This window comes from Enterococcus sp. DIV0840 (assembly GCF_050527835.1).
Taxonomy (GTDB): Bacteria; Bacillota; Bacilli; order Lactobacillales; family Enterococcaceae; genus Enterococcus_L; species Enterococcus_L ureasiticus.
The window spans coordinates 1,938,613-1,953,839 of record NZ_CP172876.1; the positions used below are offsets into that span (position 1 = coordinate 1,938,613).

15 protein-coding genes are annotated in these 15,227 nt (G+C 36.7%); 2 read left to right on the forward strand and 13 right to left on the reverse strand.

Going from position 1 to position 15,227, the window contains the following annotated elements; all coding sequences use genetic code 11:
• The first annotated feature begins 10 nt into the window (after positions 1-10).
• On the forward strand, positions 11-664 hold the full coding sequence (trhA, locus tag IGL98_RS09250) for a PAQR family membrane homeostasis protein TrhA (protein ID WP_206912161.1): 654 nt from the start codon (positions 11-13) through the stop codon (positions 662-664).
• 162 nt (positions 665-826) lie between these two features.
• Positions 827-1,027 (forward strand): hypothetical protein, encoded by a 201-nt coding sequence (locus IGL98_RS09255; RefSeq protein WP_206842502.1) that lies wholly within the window; start codon positions 827-829, stop codon positions 1,025-1,027.
• 80 nt (positions 1,028-1,107) lie between these two features.
• On the opposite strand, the gene IGL98_RS09260 is transcribed toward IGL98_RS09255, so the two are convergent.
• The 13 genes from IGL98_RS09260 to IGL98_RS09320 all read right to left on the reverse strand — a co-directional run bounded on the left by IGL98_RS09260 (position 1,108) and on the right by IGL98_RS09320 (position 15,184).
• Positions 1,108-1,620: an adenine phosphoribosyltransferase gene (locus IGL98_RS09260; protein WP_069644738.1), complete on the reverse strand. Its 513-nt coding sequence runs from the start codon at positions 1,618-1,620 to the stop codon at positions 1,108-1,110.
• A 3-nt stretch (positions 1,621-1,623) separates the two neighbouring features.
• Positions 1,624-3,936, reverse strand: a complete 2,313-nt coding sequence (gene recJ, locus IGL98_RS09265; RefSeq protein WP_206912162.1) for a single-stranded-DNA-specific exonuclease RecJ — start codon at positions 3,934-3,936, stop codon at positions 1,624-1,626.
• 123 nt (positions 3,937-4,059) lie between these two features.
• The gene (locus IGL98_RS09270) at positions 4,060-4,500 is read right to left on the reverse strand and encodes a LapA family protein (RefSeq protein ID WP_206842504.1); all 441 of its coding nucleotides are present in this window, start codon (positions 4,498-4,500) and stop codon (positions 4,060-4,062) included.
• Positions 4,501-4,616: 116 nt separating this feature from the next.
• Positions 4,617-5,417 carry an SDR family NAD(P)-dependent oxidoreductase gene (locus IGL98_RS09275; protein WP_206842505.1) on the reverse strand — a complete coding sequence of 267 codons (801 nt, stop codon included), beginning with the start codon at positions 5,415-5,417 and terminating at the stop codon, positions 4,617-4,619.
• Positions 5,418-5,429: 12 nt separating this feature from the next.
• Positions 5,430-6,359, reverse strand: coding sequence for a ribonuclease Z (gene rnz / locus IGL98_RS09280; RefSeq protein WP_206842506.1), 930 nt, complete (start codon positions 6,357-6,359; stop codon positions 5,430-5,432).
• Positions 6,360-6,427: 68 nt separating this feature from the next.
• The gene (locus IGL98_RS09285) at positions 6,428-7,723 is read right to left on the reverse strand and encodes a sensor histidine kinase (RefSeq protein WP_206842507.1); all 1,296 of its coding nucleotides are present in this window, start codon (positions 7,721-7,723) and stop codon (positions 6,428-6,430) included.
• Positions 7,720-8,409, reverse strand: a complete 690-nt coding sequence (locus tag IGL98_RS09290; RefSeq protein ID WP_206842508.1) for a response regulator transcription factor — start codon at positions 8,407-8,409, stop codon at positions 7,720-7,722. Before IGL98_RS09290 ends, IGL98_RS09285 begins: the two co-directional genes overlap by 4 nt.
• A 102-nt stretch (positions 8,410-8,511) precedes the next feature.
• Positions 8,512-9,084, reverse strand: coding sequence for a DUF1269 domain-containing protein (locus IGL98_RS09295; RefSeq protein WP_206842510.1), 573 nt, complete (start codon positions 9,082-9,084; stop codon positions 8,512-8,514).
• Between the two features lie 69 nt (positions 9,085-9,153).
• Positions 9,154-11,028 (reverse strand): carbohydrate-binding domain-containing protein, encoded by a 1,875-nt coding sequence (locus IGL98_RS09300; protein WP_206842511.1) that lies wholly within the window; start codon positions 11,026-11,028, stop codon positions 9,154-9,156.
• A 9-nt stretch (positions 11,029-11,037) separates the two neighbouring features.
• The gene (locus tag IGL98_RS09305; protein WP_206842512.1) at positions 11,038-11,715 is read right to left on the reverse strand and encodes a DUF4956 domain-containing protein; all 678 of its coding nucleotides are present in this window, start codon (positions 11,713-11,715) and stop codon (positions 11,038-11,040) included.
• The gene (locus IGL98_RS09310) at positions 11,705-12,433 is read right to left on the reverse strand and encodes a polyphosphate polymerase domain-containing protein (RefSeq protein WP_206842515.1); all 729 of its coding nucleotides are present in this window, start codon (positions 12,431-12,433) and stop codon (positions 11,705-11,707) included. Before IGL98_RS09310 ends, IGL98_RS09305 begins: the two co-directional genes overlap by 11 nt.
• 245 nt (positions 12,434-12,678) lie before the next feature.
• Complete coding sequence (gene obgE, locus IGL98_RS09315; RefSeq protein ID WP_277989061.1) at positions 12,679-13,992, reverse strand: GTPase ObgE; 1,314 nt, start codon at positions 13,990-13,992, stop codon at positions 12,679-12,681.
• Between the two features lie 202 nt (positions 13,993-14,194).
• Positions 14,195-15,184 carry a DUF4003 family protein gene (locus tag IGL98_RS09320; RefSeq protein WP_206842517.1) on the reverse strand — a complete coding sequence of 330 codons (990 nt, stop codon included), beginning with the start codon at positions 15,182-15,184 and terminating at the stop codon, positions 14,195-14,197.
• Positions 15,185-15,227: the final 43 nt, after the last annotated feature.

The window sequence follows — 15,227 nt, forward strand, 5'->3', positions numbered from 1 at the left end:
AGTTGATTTCTTGGAAAAAGTAAAATTCTCCAAAAAATATATGATCTTAAATGAAGTTCTTAATGCAGTGACTCACGGGATCGGGGCTGGATTAAGTATTGCAGGATTAGTTATTCTACTCGTTAAAGGTGCACGGCTTGGTTCAGCTGCTCATGTTGTTTCCTATGCTATTTACGGTTCAACTCTAGTTCTCTTATTTTTAGCTTCGACCTTATTCCACAGTTTGATTTTCACTAGAGCAAAAAAAGTTTTCCAAGTTTTTGATCATAGTTCTATTTTCTTATTGATTGCCGGAAGCTATACTCCATTTTGTTTACTAAGTATCAAAGGCTGGCTTGGCTGGTTATTGTTCGTGCTTATCTGGGTGATGGCAATCAGCGGTGTTGTATATAAATCTTTGACACTACATAAACAAGAAACAGTTAAAAACGTTTCTACTATCATATATATTATTATGGGTTGGCTTTGTATTACTGCTGCAAAACCATTGTATGACTCTTTAGGTCCTACAGGTATTGCATTATTAGTTGCAGGAGGCGTTTCCTATACATTAGGTGCTGCGTTTTATAGCTTGAAAAGTGTTCGCTTTATGCACGTAGTTTGGCACTTGTTCGTCATGTTGGGAGCTGGCTTCATGTTCTTTTCAATTTTACTTTATACTTAAAATATTACAAAACCCTTATATATTAAGGCTTTAAGGTACTTCTTTTTTGATCAATCAAAAAAGAAGTACCTTTTTTTATATTTATCTCTTTACAAACCGAACAAACATTCGTATAATAACTATACAAACGTTTGTTCGATAAAAATTATGAGGTGATTAAGAATGAAAGCAGTTCGTCGTGGCGGGTTATTATTTGTTGTATTGATTATTGGTATTTTCTTAGGAACATTAGGGTTACAGTCCGCTTTACTTATTGTTAGCCCTCTATTTATCATATGGTTCATGCTGTGGGACGAGAAAAGATACACCCATACAAAAAAGAAAAATGAACATCAACATTATATATATCGCAAATATCCATAAATCAAAATAGAAATAATTTTTCCGCAAAACAAATAAAAAAAGATCTTTACTCTGGATAAAATCCTGAGCAAAGATCTTTTTTAATATTCCATCAATGTAACGATTTCATATCCAGTAATTTTGTCGCGTCCATGCAAGTCCATCAATTCAATCAGAAATGCACAACCGACAACAATTCCACCAAGGGATTCAATCAATTCGATAGTAGCCTTGATTGTTCCACCAGTTGCTAATAGATCATCACAAATCAATACTCGTTGTCCTGGAATAATCGCATCTTTATGAAGTGTTAATGTATCTGTACCGTATTCTAAGTCATAAGTTACTTCGATTGTTTCACGAGGTAACTTCCCTTTTTTACGGACAGGAGCAAAACCAACACCTAACTCATAGGCCACAGGACATCCTACGATAAAGCCGCGTGCTTCAGGACCTACCACCATATCGATTCTTTTTTCTTTTGCGTAATCAACAATTTGTTTTGTTGCTTCACGATACGCTTCACCATTTGCCATCAACGGTGAGATGTCTCTAAAGATAACGCCTTTTTCTGGATAATCTGGAATACTAGCAATATAATCTTTTAAATCCATTTTTTATACTTCCTCCTCATGCCACAGCCATTGTTGTAATGTCTCACGATCGCTGTATAACAAAAACTCTTCTGTTTTGATTCTTTTTAAGCGAGTTTGATAGACCTTACTTTCCGTTAATGGATGATTTTCAGGACTCTCAACTTTTCTTAAAACACCGTTTTCTATTGTAACAAATCCTAGATCAAAAAACACCTGAATCATAAAAATTAATAGTTTTTCTTGTATTTTTAAATGTTGAGCTACGACATTTAGTTTATAACGAACATCTACTTGTTCTTGTTGTCTCACAAATTTGTATAGTTGGGCATATTGTTCTCTTGTTCCTGTTCCATTTAGATAGGCCTCTTCTTGAGATATTCCCATCATGTAAACACGCTCGATTTTTCCAGCTTGTGTGATTTGTTTTAATAAATCAATATCATCAGGACAGTCAACAAAAACAAGTTGCTGGCTATTCGTTGCTTCGATCGTTGCTACGGCTTCAGCAACTGTGGTAAACAAATGTTGATGACTGGTTTGATCATCGATCAATTTTTGGCTATCTGCACTAAAATAAATATATAGCGTATTTGCTGAAGGTATTTCTTTTTGACGAGCATTTTTTCCTCGCAAATCGAACAATTGAACGCCATCTACTGAAAAATCACTGACCATCAATTGCGGTTTTTTATTTCCATTCCATTCATTGATCGACAATTGTCCTGCGATATTCGTTGTTCTTTGCCCAAATTCATCTACTTGATTGCCCATTTGAAAGGCAATCGCATCTAATTTAGTGCCACCTTGACTTATTTGGAATTTCAGATGACTTTTATCTGCTCCGATTTGACGGCTTTGCTCAACTGAGACATCTTCAAATAAGAAATTAGGTACAGGATTATCTGTTCCTAACGGTGCAAGAATTTTTAATTGCTGAATAAATGGAATCGTTGCTTCTTCAACTTTTAATGACTCATCGATCAACAGCTCTTGTCCTTGAGATAAGTCGATTTGGTTTATTTCTAGGTAATGGACTAGATGTTGTTTTACTTTAGCGATATTGGCCACGGGCAATGTCATACCGGCAGCCATGTGATGACCTCCAAAGTGAGTAAACTCCTCACGAATTTCACTTAATGCATCAAACAAATTTAACGCTGAGACGCTACGGCCGGATCCTTTAGCTGATTCGTTTTTTTCATCGATTGTAAGGACGATCGTCGGTTTCCCAGTATCTTGCATGATTCTTCCGGCAACAATCCCAAGAACGCCTTCGTGCCAACCTTGTTTTGCAACGATATGAATTGGATCAGTTGGATCAATAAGTTCAAAAGCTTCTTTAGTGATAGTCGCAACGATTTCTTTTCTTTCATCATTTTGGCTGTTGATATATGTCGCGATTCGCTCTGCTTCTTCTTCATCAAATGTTGTCATCAATTCCACACCAGGAGTTGCATCTCCTAATCTACCTAATGCATTCAATCGAGGTGCTATCATAAAGCTGATATTTTCTTCACTAATGGCCTCTTTTTTGAGTTCAGCTAGATGGATCAAGATATCTAAGCCGATTCTTTCACCATTTTGAATCATTTCCAGTCCCATTTTGACAAGTACTCTATTTTCATCTGTCAGTGAAACTAAATCGGCAATTGTACCAATTGCAACTAAATCAAGAAATTCAGTAGGTAGTTCTCCCAGTAAAGCTGTTGCAACTTTAAAAGCAACCCCTACCCCAGCTAATTCTCCAAAAGGATAGTGCCCTTGCGGATGTTTTGGATGAATGATTGAAAACGCGTTTGGTAATTCTGGTGGTAGTTCATGGTGATCTGTTACAATAACATCAATACCTTGTTCTGTTGCATAATTGATAGCTTCATGCCCTGCTACACCATTATCCACCGTGATGATCACTTGGACGCCATTTTCGATTTGTTCTTTAAACACAGCTAGATTTGGTCCATAACCTTGAATAAATCGGTTAGGCAAGAAGTACTCTACTTCTCCGCCAATCAGTTCGATTGCTTCTTTCATAACTGTGGTACTTGTAATACCGTCTGCATCATAATCTCCGTAAACCAAGATTTTTTCACCTTGGGCTACAGCATCTTGAATCCTTGTTACAGTTTTTTCCATATCATGCATTAAAAAAGGGTCATAAAGATTTTCCACAGTAGGACGTAAAAATGTTTCCAACGCTTCTTTGGACTGAATGCCACGATGCCATAAAATTTGGCCTAGTAAAGGATTGATCTGTTCATTTGTTAGTATAGTTGAAAATTCTTCTGGCAATTCTGTTTTTTCCCGTAATTGCCATGTATATTTTGCTTTTTTCACGACGTCACTCCTAACCAAGTAATTATATCAAATACGATGGGAAAACTAAAGAAAGTATCCTAAAAATCAACAAATTAAAAAGCAAAGATAAACTGTATCTGCTTTATCTTTGCTTTTTCAGCTTTATATTTCTTCTTCACTACTTCTTGGTTTTGTAAAATGATCGACACGACTGCCGACAGGCTCTGAATCGGCAACTGGTGCGATAGGTACTTGAGAGGCTGCTGCATCGTATTTTGCTTGTAATTCAGCTAACTGATTCTCATATGATCGTTTTACTTTTTCGACTTCTTCTTGCGCTAATTTATCTGCATCGTTTTTATAAACGTCGATATCCTTCTGTAATTCCTTCACTTGTTTTTTCTGTTTCCACATCGTTGTTGTTGACGTTAAAAGACCAATCAATGCACCAACAATTGCCGATCCCAGAATAATAAGAATCAATGGACCAGAGATTTTCGCAAAACCAAAGCTAACAGGGACTGTTTGATTATTTAACACTGCGAAAATGACAACGATTAGTACTAAAACAAGACCGATAACGACACGCCACTGATTTTTCATGTTTTATTTCCTCCTCATTCTAAAAATGTAGCAGGCTCGTTCAGTCTCAACAGGAAAATAGGAAACTATGACTAAGCTGCTTTTTTCTGATAGACTAGCCCGCACAACTAGATAAATTATTTTTTGTTCAATATACCGCCAGCTAATAAATCTCCTAAATGTGGGAATAACGTATATAATCGATATGCACCTTCCATCACCCGTGGACGATTTATTTCTCGCTTACAAGTTCCCATGGCATTTACAATTTCTTTCGCTAACTTATTAGGCTCCAGAACAAACAAATCTACAGAAGCTAAGTAGTCACCTGATGGATCAGCTTTATCAAAAAACTCTGTTTGAATAGGTCCTGGATTGACCGTTGTAACAGAAATACCTAATGGTTTTAATTCTAAACGCAATGCATTAGAAAAACCTAAAACTGCAAATTTTGTTGCAGAATAAACAGTTGATTTTGCTGTGGCCATTTTTCCAGCCATAGATGCGATATTAATGATATGTCCAGTCCCTCTTTCGGCCATCTGGATCGCAGCTTTTTGAGTGAAGACCATCATACCTAAAACGTTCACTTCAAACATATTTCTAGCAACGGCCAAATCAATATCTACGAAATTTTCAAAAATACCAAAACCAGCATTATTGACCAACACATCGATCGATCCAACTTCTGCTTCGATTTTTTCAAAAACAGTCTCTACATTTTCTGGATCTGAAATATCTAATTGGAAAGAAAATGCTGTTTTTCCGCTTAGTTCTTCACACGTTTCCTTTACTTTACCGATCAGATTGATTCTTCTAGCACAAACAACTACGATTGCCCCTTTTTTTGCGGCTTCATAACAAATTTGTTCGCCTAAACCTGCTGAACCACCGGTTACTACAACTACTTTATCCGTCAAATCTTGTCCTTTATACATCCTAACTCCTCCTTACTCAGCTTTAAATGGAATCTCCACAATTTCCATATCTTTCACGATTTTTGTGTTAGGAAAAATCTCTTTTGCTTCATTTTCTAATTGGATAATATCGCCAGTTAAATAACGAGCACTGATATGTGTCAATATTAATTTTTCCACTTGGGCTTTCAACGCAACTTGTGCTGCCTGATGACTTGTGGAATGATAATAAGCTTTAGCCATTTTTGCTTCCTCTTTGTTGAATGTACTCTCATGCACTAAGATATCCGCATTTTCTGCTAACAATACACTGTTTGGTGTCTTTCTCGTATCACCAAGAATCGTTACGATTCTCCCTTCTTTTTTTTCACCTACAAAGTCTTTTCCGTTGATTATGCGTCCATCTGGTAATTCTACAGATTCTCCACACTTGATTTTGCCGTAAATTGGACCTGAGGGAACATTTAAAGCAGCTAATTTATCGACTTGTAATTCGCCTTCATGATCGGCTTCTACAATGCGATAACCAAAGCTCGCAATACCATGATCTAATGCCTTACACGTCACGGTGAATTGCTTATCGGAAAATACAACGCCTTCTTTGATTTCAATAAACGTTAAATCATATGAAAGACGCGTCTGCGAAACTTTTAGCGCTGTCCGCACGAAATCCGCAATACCAGCTGGTCCGTAAATTTCTAATTTCTCATTTCCACCTTGGAACGAGCGACTGCTTAATAAACCAGGCAAGCCAAAAATGTGATCGCCATGCAAATGGGTAATAAAAATTTTCTCGATTTTTCTGGGACGAATATTACTTTTTAAAATTTGCAGCTGTGTCCCTTCACCGCAATCAAATAACCACACTGCATTTCTTTCGTCTAATAATTTTAGAGCAATACTACTTACGTTACGATGTTTTGCTGGAACTCCAGCTCCTGTACCTAAAAATTGTAATTCCATGGTCTACCTAACTTTCCTTAAACTTCTTCTTTATTTTAGAAGAAAGTTGCCGCTTTAGCAAATAATATTTATTTTACAGGAAAACGCAAAATAACAGTGGTTCCTTTTGGCCTGGTATCCGTTAGTTCGATTTTCCCTTGATGTTCATCTACGATCCATTTAGCAATAGCAAGACCAATACCGTAACCGCCTGTTTTGCGATTGCGAGATTCTTCTCCACGATAGAAACGTTCAAAGACTGCTGCTTTTTTCTCCTCATCGATACCGATACCTGTATCACTGATTTTAATTAACCATTCATTATTTTTAACACTTGAAAAAACAGTTATTTTCTCGCCAGGTGCGGTATATTTCAGTGCATTATCCAATAAAATGATCATTAATTGGTGAATTCTTTTTTTATCGAAAAATAGTTGCTGATCTTCACCTAAATCGATGACAAATTCTTTTTCTTCAGCTAAAGCTAATTCTTGATAAGGTAAAAGGACTGTATTCAAAAAGTTATTGATTTTAACAGCTTCTTTTTCTAAGGTCAGAGAATTGGAATCTGAACGAGCGAGTAAGAGTAAATCGCTTGTTAATTGGCTCAAACGCTGAACTTCGTCTAGTGAAAGAGCAATCGTTTCGGATTCTTCTAAAATCGTATGGTTTGGTTTAGTAAATAACTTTTCTAGTTTGGCTTGAATGATCGTTAGTGGTGTTCTTAACTCATGAGAAGCATTTTCAACAAATTCTTGTTGTTTTTCCCAGGAAATCAAGATAGGTTTCATAAACCACTTAGAAAGAAAATAACTTAGAGCAATTGATAATAAACCAAAAATAATCATACAGATGATCAGTATTTGCTTAAACCGTTCCACAGTTCCTTTGATTGGATCGGTATTTACTAGCAGCTGGATGTAAGCGACTTGATCTTGATTTTCAATAGGTAGTGTGATCGAGCGAAATTGCAACGAACGATCATTGCTGTCTTTAGTTTGGATACTACTGATTTTACGTAAATTATCAGTTGATAATTTTAAATTCTGAAAATCATAAAAACGAGATCCTAACTCGGCTTCATTCAGTATTTCCCCGTCTTTCGACCAAAGAATCACTTGCTGTTGAAAATTATTGGGTGGTGGCGTATCAAATTTACCTAATTGAGGTGAATTCCCTTGTGATCGTTCAGTCTGTATCAGTTGATGTTGTAGAAATTTTTGATCCTCTGCAAGTCGTTGTAAATCATGGTCCACTGTTTGGTAAATGGAGGTTTGTACTAGCTGAAAAACGATCAAACCCAAGATCAGAAAAATACTTGCAAATGAAATTAAGTTTATCAAGAAATAATTAAATCTTTGTTTTTTGCTTAGTTGTTTATTCATGCTCCATCCCCTTCAGGCACTTCAAAAAGATAGCCAACATTACGCAGGGTTTTGATCCAGCGATCAATTCCAAAGGGTTTTAAATTCTTTCTAAGGTTGCTCATATAAACCTCGACCACGGTTAACGTCGTGTCTGATTGAAATCCCCAAATTCGATCGAACAATTTATCTTTGGTGATGATTCGTCCCTGATTTTGCATTAGATAATGTAATAAATCGAATTCTTTGCCTTGCAGTGTGAGTTCATTTCCTTTAAAACTAGCTTGTCGATTATCAAGATCCAAACACAACTCATTAACAACTAACTCATTTTTACCATTCATCCCTAATGAGCGACGTGCTAGAGCTTGGACACGTAGTAATAATTCTTCTCGATGGAATGGTTTCGTTAGATAATCATCGCCCCCATTTTTAAAGCCATTCACTTTATCTTGTAACGCATCTTTAGCGGTTAAAATCAAAACTGGCGTATAGATATTTTTCTTTCTTAAAGCTGTTAAGACTTGCTCACCAGACATTGACGGTAACATCAAATCTAACACGATCAGATCATAAATTCCTCGTTCGCCTTCATATAACGCCTCTGCTCCATCATAAACTTGAACGATTTCACCGATTTCAGATAAAATTTCTAAAATACTGTCTGATAGGATTTCGTCATCTTCTACTAATAGTATTTTCAGCATTTGTTTCCACTTCCTTATATCAAAAAAAGAAGACGAGTAGAAATAATTTCTTTGTCACGTCTTCTAGCTTATTTATTTATTCATTTTACCATTAATCATCGATTAATTTTCGTTTTTTTCATTTGAATCTTGTTTTTTATCTTGCCAAGATTTTTTTGCTGAATCTGTTGTTTCCTTTTCTACATCTTTGGCATCTGTTATTTCTTTTTCCACATCTTCAAAGTCTAAACGAGTGATTTCCCCACCTAATTCGTTCATGATCAATTGGTTTAATGGACGATTGTCGTCTTCTTCAGCAATCAAGATCAAGCCCGTTTCCCCTTCGCCGATTTGCTTCGTTACATGTTCAAAGACTGTTTGGGCACCTTGGATTTCTTTGGCATCTTGAGAAGCTCCGAATATACTTCCTGCAAACCAGCCCAGTAGAATGCCTAAAGGACCACCTAGTATACCGATCAGCATCCCGATCATACTATTCTTTGCTGTATGATTATTGCCTGTAAAATCAAGGAAATCATCGATTTTAAACTGATGAACACCATCGTTTACATGGGTTACCACTGCCATTTGTTCGCCTTTTATTTTTTTCTCAACATACAATTTCTTTATTTCTGAAAATGCTTGGTAAGCTTGGCTTTCTACTTCAAAATGCATAATAATAACTCGTTTAGACATACGACCACCTCGTTCTATTTGATATTCTTATTCTATCAATAAACTAGTCATTAAAGCAATAAAAATCAATTATCTAGGTGGTTGACCGCCTGGCCCTCCACCCATTTGATTGCCTGTGACTTCTGTGCCAGATTGATCAACTGATGTTAAGATGTTATTGATTGAAATTTTTGTCAGTTCTGTACCATCTGAATAACTTCCTGTGCTGTACAATCCATTTTTCGTTGTCCCAGAATCTTTCCCACCTGTTGATAATATCACTGTTTCACCAACTTTTAGATCTGGTGAACTGATTGCGATATGAGAAAAATCCTTCTCCGGTGCAAATGACATAATCGTATTTCCTGCAGCATTTTTAAGATTGACCAAAGTTCCTGCTTTTTGAGTATCATCAAAGTAAAGACTCAGTGCTGCTTGAGAAGAAGCATCGCTAGTGCTCATTGCCATCCCAGAACTACCGCTTGCAGCAAATATTCCGCCATCCATTGTAAAGGTTCCATCGTAATCAAGCGCTCCATTGCCATCATCAGTTGGGCCATTTACGATTAGCGTACCTGCAGTCATCCGAACATCTCCGTTACTGTCGATTCCATCACCATCTGCATTTACATAGGTCGTTCCACCATTTATTTCTATAAATTTAGTACTATCTCCGCCACCACCTGGCTGTCCACCGCCAGGTTCACCAAATGAATCTGCACCGAATTGTCCTTCCTGCTCTTCTTCACCAGAGCTACCGCCAGCTGCATTGATGCCATCATCTGATGCATTTACAGAAATATCACCCTCGTTGATCGTTACCGTCGCACCTTCCAACCCCTCATAAGAATGACTGACCGTTATCTTCCCTTTATTGATCAGTAAATCTGTATCTGCATGGATACCATCATCACCGCTTGCTAATGTGAAGGTCCCGTTATTAATCGTAACTGCCGCATTTGAATGGATTGCATCATCAGCCGTGTTTAAATCAAAGGTTCCATCATCTACAATGATATTTCCGGAAGCTTTTAATCCTTTGTAACTTGCTGTTGTATCAATTGATTGATCATCGTGACCCTCAGCAGTTTGTATCTTGATATCAGACTTGGCAATTGATAAATTCGTTTCCGCTTGAATTCCATCATTGCCTGATTGAATCGTAAATATTCCGCCATCTATTGCGATCCAACCTTTGTCTGCGTCTGTGCTATTATTTGCTTGAATACCATCGCCTTCTGTAGTATTTAAAGAGAAGGTTCCATTCGCAATCGATACGGAGTCTTTGCCCTTGATTGCATTATTTTTGGCGGTAACATTCAGGGTGCCATTAGTGATAACTAAATCGTCCTTACTGCGAATACCATTACTATAATTGCCAGTAACTTCTAAAGTTCCAGTACCATTGATCGTTAAGTCGTCTTTACTAAAAAAAGTAGCATCTGGTTCTGTTTCATCTGCTGAAGCAAACGTATAATTGCTGCCGTCTGAAAGACTATTTTTTGTACCTTCTGCTAAAGTTGTGATTACTTTTTTTGCTTGTTCAATATAGATTGCTGAAGACGAGTCATTAGTTATTGAAACATTATCCAACACTAAATTAACCGTTTCTTCATTAGCATTGATTTTTATTTGCCCTTTGTAATTTCCTGATAAAATATAAGTCCCACCTGCAGTAATTGAAATAGTATTATCTTTTTCAGAAACACCTGTTCCATCTATTTTACTTCCAGAGTCTTTTAATTCAATTTTTGTCGCTGTATTTTCATCGTAACTTTCATCAAAATCTTCTTCGTCATAATCGCCATATCTATTTTCAGATGATTTTTTTGCTTCCTGAACCGTAACAACTTGTTCTTTACTTTTCGAAGTTGCAGTAGTTGTACTCGTTGCTTGTTTTGCACATCCAGTAAATAGAATGAGTAAAATCGTTAAAGCGGCGACACCAAATTTCGTTTTTTTCATTATATCCACCTACAATTCTTCTCTATTTGTTGAAACTTTCCCTGAAACAATTGTTAAGTTGCCATTTCTCACACGCATAGCATCCATTAATTCTTTTTCCATCTGACTATCTTTTAGCGTGATTCGATAACGTAGTTCGTACAAGCTGCCCATATTGGTCGTTTTTACTGAATCTAAATTGGCAGAGTATGTGTATTGCTGAAATAAGTCATCAAATAATCCTGGATAATCTAAATCTTCTGGAATCGTGATTTTCACTTCCCGTTCTGCAACTTTTTGCTTTTCACCAAAATGAATCGTATTTAAAAGTAGTAAAAACAGCGCAATAATCATAGAAAATAAAGCAATATAGCTGACATAGCCCATTCCTGTAGCAAGACCAATCCCCATCGACCAAAAAATACTAGTAATTTCTCTAGCACCGCCTGCCACTGAACGAAATCGGATTAAACTAAATGCTCCTAAAACGGCGACCCCTGTACCTAAATTACCATTGACCAACATAATAACCAATTGAACTAAGACAGGTAAAACAGCTAAAGTAATCACAAAGTTTTTACTATAAACATTTCTATACATATGGACACAGGCCACTAAAAGACCTAATAAAACCGACGTAACAATACAAACTAAAAGTTGTTTGAATGACAAATCAACTGAACTCTCTACTAATAAACTAGACAACATACTGAAAATCTCCTTTGCAATATAAGTAACGTTGATACGTTTGAGCGTATTTTGAAAATGATGTTGGATAAATGTCAAGCTCTGCTAAAATTTCTGAAAACCAGATTGGGTAAGCGCCTAAGGCTTTTACTTCCATTAAAACATCAATCTCTGGGGCTACTCTTTCACCCTGATCATCTAACGTATGGGTTAATTGTTCTTCTCGATAACGGATATTAAAATCAAAGGTAATTCGAAAATCTTCGTTTCCTGAGTCAAATAATGCTCGCCGATCATATGCAATCATCACTTTAGGTTCTAATCTTTTGCGGGCGACTAACCAATCAATTTCCTGTTTGATTTGCTGGTCTTTTGTCGTTTTTAACTTAAAAGAATGTGGCTTTTGGATATAACTTTTCGCCGATTGATACGATAAAGCTACCCTTCTTTTATATACGACGCCACTGACTTTCTTTTTTATTTCAAGAAAAACAGTCGACTCTTCCTTGGGAATGCCGTAGCTTCTAATCCTGAATTTTTCTTTGTAAACTGGCTTTCCTATCGAATGTCGAATCATCTCATAATCTTGTGTATCAAAATAAATAGAAATGATTGTATGTAATCCATATTCGTCTTCTTGCATATAGGGTTTTAGTTTTTCTCTCAATTGATGATACATCGTATTAGTCAATGCATATTTTTTTTCTTTTCTTTGAAAACTATTTTTTAGTTTAACCATTTTATTTCCTCCTTTGACTGAATTTATTATATAAAAGGAAACATAAATGAACCTTAAAGCCAAAAAGAAAAAAACACCTAAATAGTTTTTTATTTTGTTTTTTTGCTCCAACATTAATTATTACACCATTTTTTATACATATCGATTCCTGTTGAAGTTGTTTCGTTTCCTTTTGATTGCTAAAAATCACTATAAACAAAAAAAGAGCCGATGAATTCATCAGCTCTCTTATTGTATTTATTCTTTTATTCTACAAATTCAAATTCATATTCTCCGATGCGAACGATGTCTCCATCTTTCGCTCCACGATCTCGTAATGCTTCATCGATTCCCATACCACGTAATTGACGTGCAAATCGCATAACACTTTCATCGTGTTCAAAGTTAGTCATTTGGAATAATTTTTCCAACGAATCTCCAGATAGAATCCAAGTAGCATCAGGGTCACGGTCGATCGTAAATTCTGGTCCTTCTGGTTGGAAGCCATAATGAACAGTATCTTCCACGATTTCTTCCTCATATAATGGGAATTCTGGCGTTACATCAATCAAATCAGCGGTTGCGTTAAGCAAAGGTTCGATTCCTTTACGTGAAACACCAGAGATCGGGAAAATCGGTAGATGATCTGCATACTCATCTGTCCGTTCTTTTTCGATTTTTTCTTTGAATTTCTTCAAATTTTCTTCTGCTTCTGGCATATCCATTTTATTTGCTACGATGATTTGCGGACGTTCCATCAAACGCATGTTATGAGACGCTAGCTCTTTATTAATTGCTAGATAATCTTCATAAGGATCGCGTCCTTCCATGCCACTCATATCGATTACATGTAGAATAACTCTAGTCCGCTCGATATGGCGTAAAAACTGTGTTCCAAGTCCAACACCTTGAGATGCCCCTTCGATCAATCCTGGTAAATCCGCTGCAGCAAAACTTCGTCCATCACTTGTTGACACCATTCCAAGGTTAGGAACTAATGTAGTAAAGTGATAAGCACCAATTTTAGGACGAGCGGATGAAATAACTGATAGCAAAGTAGATTTTCCAACAGATGGGAAACCAACTAAACCAACATCAGCTAAAACTTTCAATTCTAATTCGATTTTTCTTTCTTGACCTGGTTCGCCATTTTCAGCGATTTCAGGTGCTGGGTTTTTAGCAGAAGCAAAACGAATATTGCCTCGTCCGCCTCGTCCGCCTTTAGCTACAGTCAGTGTTTGACCATTTTCAATCAAATCTCCGATCAACGTGCCTGTCTCAGCATCACGAACGGTTGTACCTGGTGGAACTTTTACAAAGGTATTTTCTGAGCCACGCCCGTGCATCCCTTTACTCATCCCATTTTCACCAGGTTGTGCTTTAAAATGACGATTAAAACGGAAATCCATCAAAGTACGTAATCCTTCTTCTACAACAAGAATCACATCTCCGCCTTGACCACCGTCTCCTCCGGCAGGTCCGCCATCTGGTACATATTTCTCTCTACGAAAGGCAACCATTCCGTCTCCGCCCTTACCGGCTTTGACATCGATAGTTACCTGATCTAAAAACATGGACATATTTTGTCCTCCTATCTTAAAGAAGTTGGGATAAAGTATTTCATATCCGAAAATAAAAGAAACCTATCTCACCATTTCTTCAGGTTTTACATTTTTTACAGTTCTAGTAGTTTGGATGGTTTCGCTTTTCAATAACATTATCTGTTTGAAAGCCTTTCTTATTGTAAAGGTTAAACCTGAATTTGTCTAGCCAAATTCGTTTTTATGAACTAGAATTAGAAGCCGCTACAGAGACAGCGATAGCCGCAGCCGCTGCGCTGGCTTCTTGCGCCATCATCATTGTGATCGTTAATGCAGATATATTCAAATTATCGTTAGACAACAGACTCATTTCTTCATGGATCAATAAGCCTAAAGCTAAAGAATGACGAAAATCCTTATAGAAACGTAAATTTGTTTTTTCTTCAAGAAGTTCTAAGTACTCCCCTAAAGCTTGAAAATCCACTTTTTTTAAAGTAGTCAAAAAACCCAGTGTGATGATACTATTGTAAAATTCAGGTCTAAATCGAAGCCCCGATTGTTTCAACTCACCTATGACCTGCTTGATATCTTCGATCAATTCAAGAGAGAACTCGCCAGTTAGCATAGCAGCATTTGCTGCAGCGAATTGAAGTTGATTTGACTTATGAAAACCCTGAGCATTTAAAGCTTGATAATACTCTTCCACTAGATCGCCAACCTGTTTTGTCGTCAATGATTCTAATTTTTCTTGCTGAGCCAAAGCGATTGCAATTGTACCATCCTCGGCACCAGTAAGAAAATAATGATGCTCCTTGATTTCTTCAAAGATACATTGTCCTCTACGTACAATAAATTCTTTCTCAGCTGTTTCAGTAAATTGAAGTAAGTATGCCGAAAAATAAGAGTATGAAGATGCATGAAAACCAACCTCACGTAATCGTTGATAATCTTTGATCAATGTATGAATATCCAACTCTCTTGATTTACCATTCGCTAGTAACATCCCTAATAAAATACCTCTAACCGGTTGAACTAACACATTAAACATTCCTAGTTCACCTTTAAGTATCTCTTCCATGTGACGATAATCAGTATCTGAGAAACGACGTTCTTTGTCTACAAATGATCGTGCGACCGTGTAAGCTACCCGTTTATCAAACCATTTGCCTTTACCTTCTTTGATTGCTTGGTAATTCATTTGAAGCGACTCAACAACTTTACTTCTATTCATTTTTTCCAACTCCTTTTCTTCCTTGAAAGACAAGATTTTTGAC

Coding starts and splice junctions, on each gene's coding strand:
- IGL98_RS09255 (WP_206842502.1), top strand. CDS start 827: ATGAAAGCAGTTCGTCGTGGCGGGTTATTATTTGTTGTATTGATTATT.
- IGL98_RS09260 (WP_069644738.1), bottom strand. CDS start 1,620: ATGGATTTAAAAGATTATATTGCTAGTATTCCAGATTATCCAGAAAAA.
- IGL98_RS09270 (WP_206842504.1), bottom strand. CDS start 4,500: ATGAAAAATCAGTGGCGTGTCGTTATCGGTCTTGTTTTAGTACTAATC.
- IGL98_RS09275 (WP_206842505.1), bottom strand. CDS start 5,417: ATGTATAAAGGACAAGATTTGACGGATAAAGTAGTTGTAGTAACCGGT.
- rnz (WP_206842506.1), bottom strand. CDS start 6,359: ATGGAATTACAATTTTTAGGTACAGGAGCTGGAGTTCCAGCAAAACAT.
- IGL98_RS09285 (WP_206842507.1), bottom strand. CDS start 7,723: ATGAATAAACAACTAAGCAAAAAACAAAGATTTAATTATTTCTTGATA.
- IGL98_RS09290 (WP_206842508.1), bottom strand. CDS start 8,409: ATGCTGAAAATACTATTAGTAGAAGATGACGAAATCCTATCAGACAGT.
- IGL98_RS09295 (WP_206842510.1), bottom strand. CDS start 9,084: ATGTCTAAACGAGTTATTATTATGCATTTTGAAGTAGAAAGCCAAGCT.
- IGL98_RS09300 (WP_206842511.1), bottom strand. CDS start 11,028: ATGAAAAAAACGAAATTTGGTGTCGCCGCTTTAACGATTTTACTCATT.
- IGL98_RS09305 (WP_206842512.1), bottom strand. CDS start 11,715: ATGTTGTCTAGTTTATTAGTAGAGAGTTCAGTTGATTTGTCATTCAAA.
- IGL98_RS09310 (WP_206842515.1), bottom strand. CDS start 12,433: ATGGTTAAACTAAAAAATAGTTTTCAAAGAAAAGAAAAAAAATATGCA.
- obgE (WP_277989061.1), bottom strand. CDS start 13,992: ATGTCCATGTTTTTAGATCAGGTAACTATCGATGTCAAAGCCGGTAAG.
- IGL98_RS09320 (WP_206842517.1), bottom strand. CDS start 15,184: ATGAATAGAAGTAAAGTTGTTGAGTCGCTTCAAATGAATTACCAAGCA.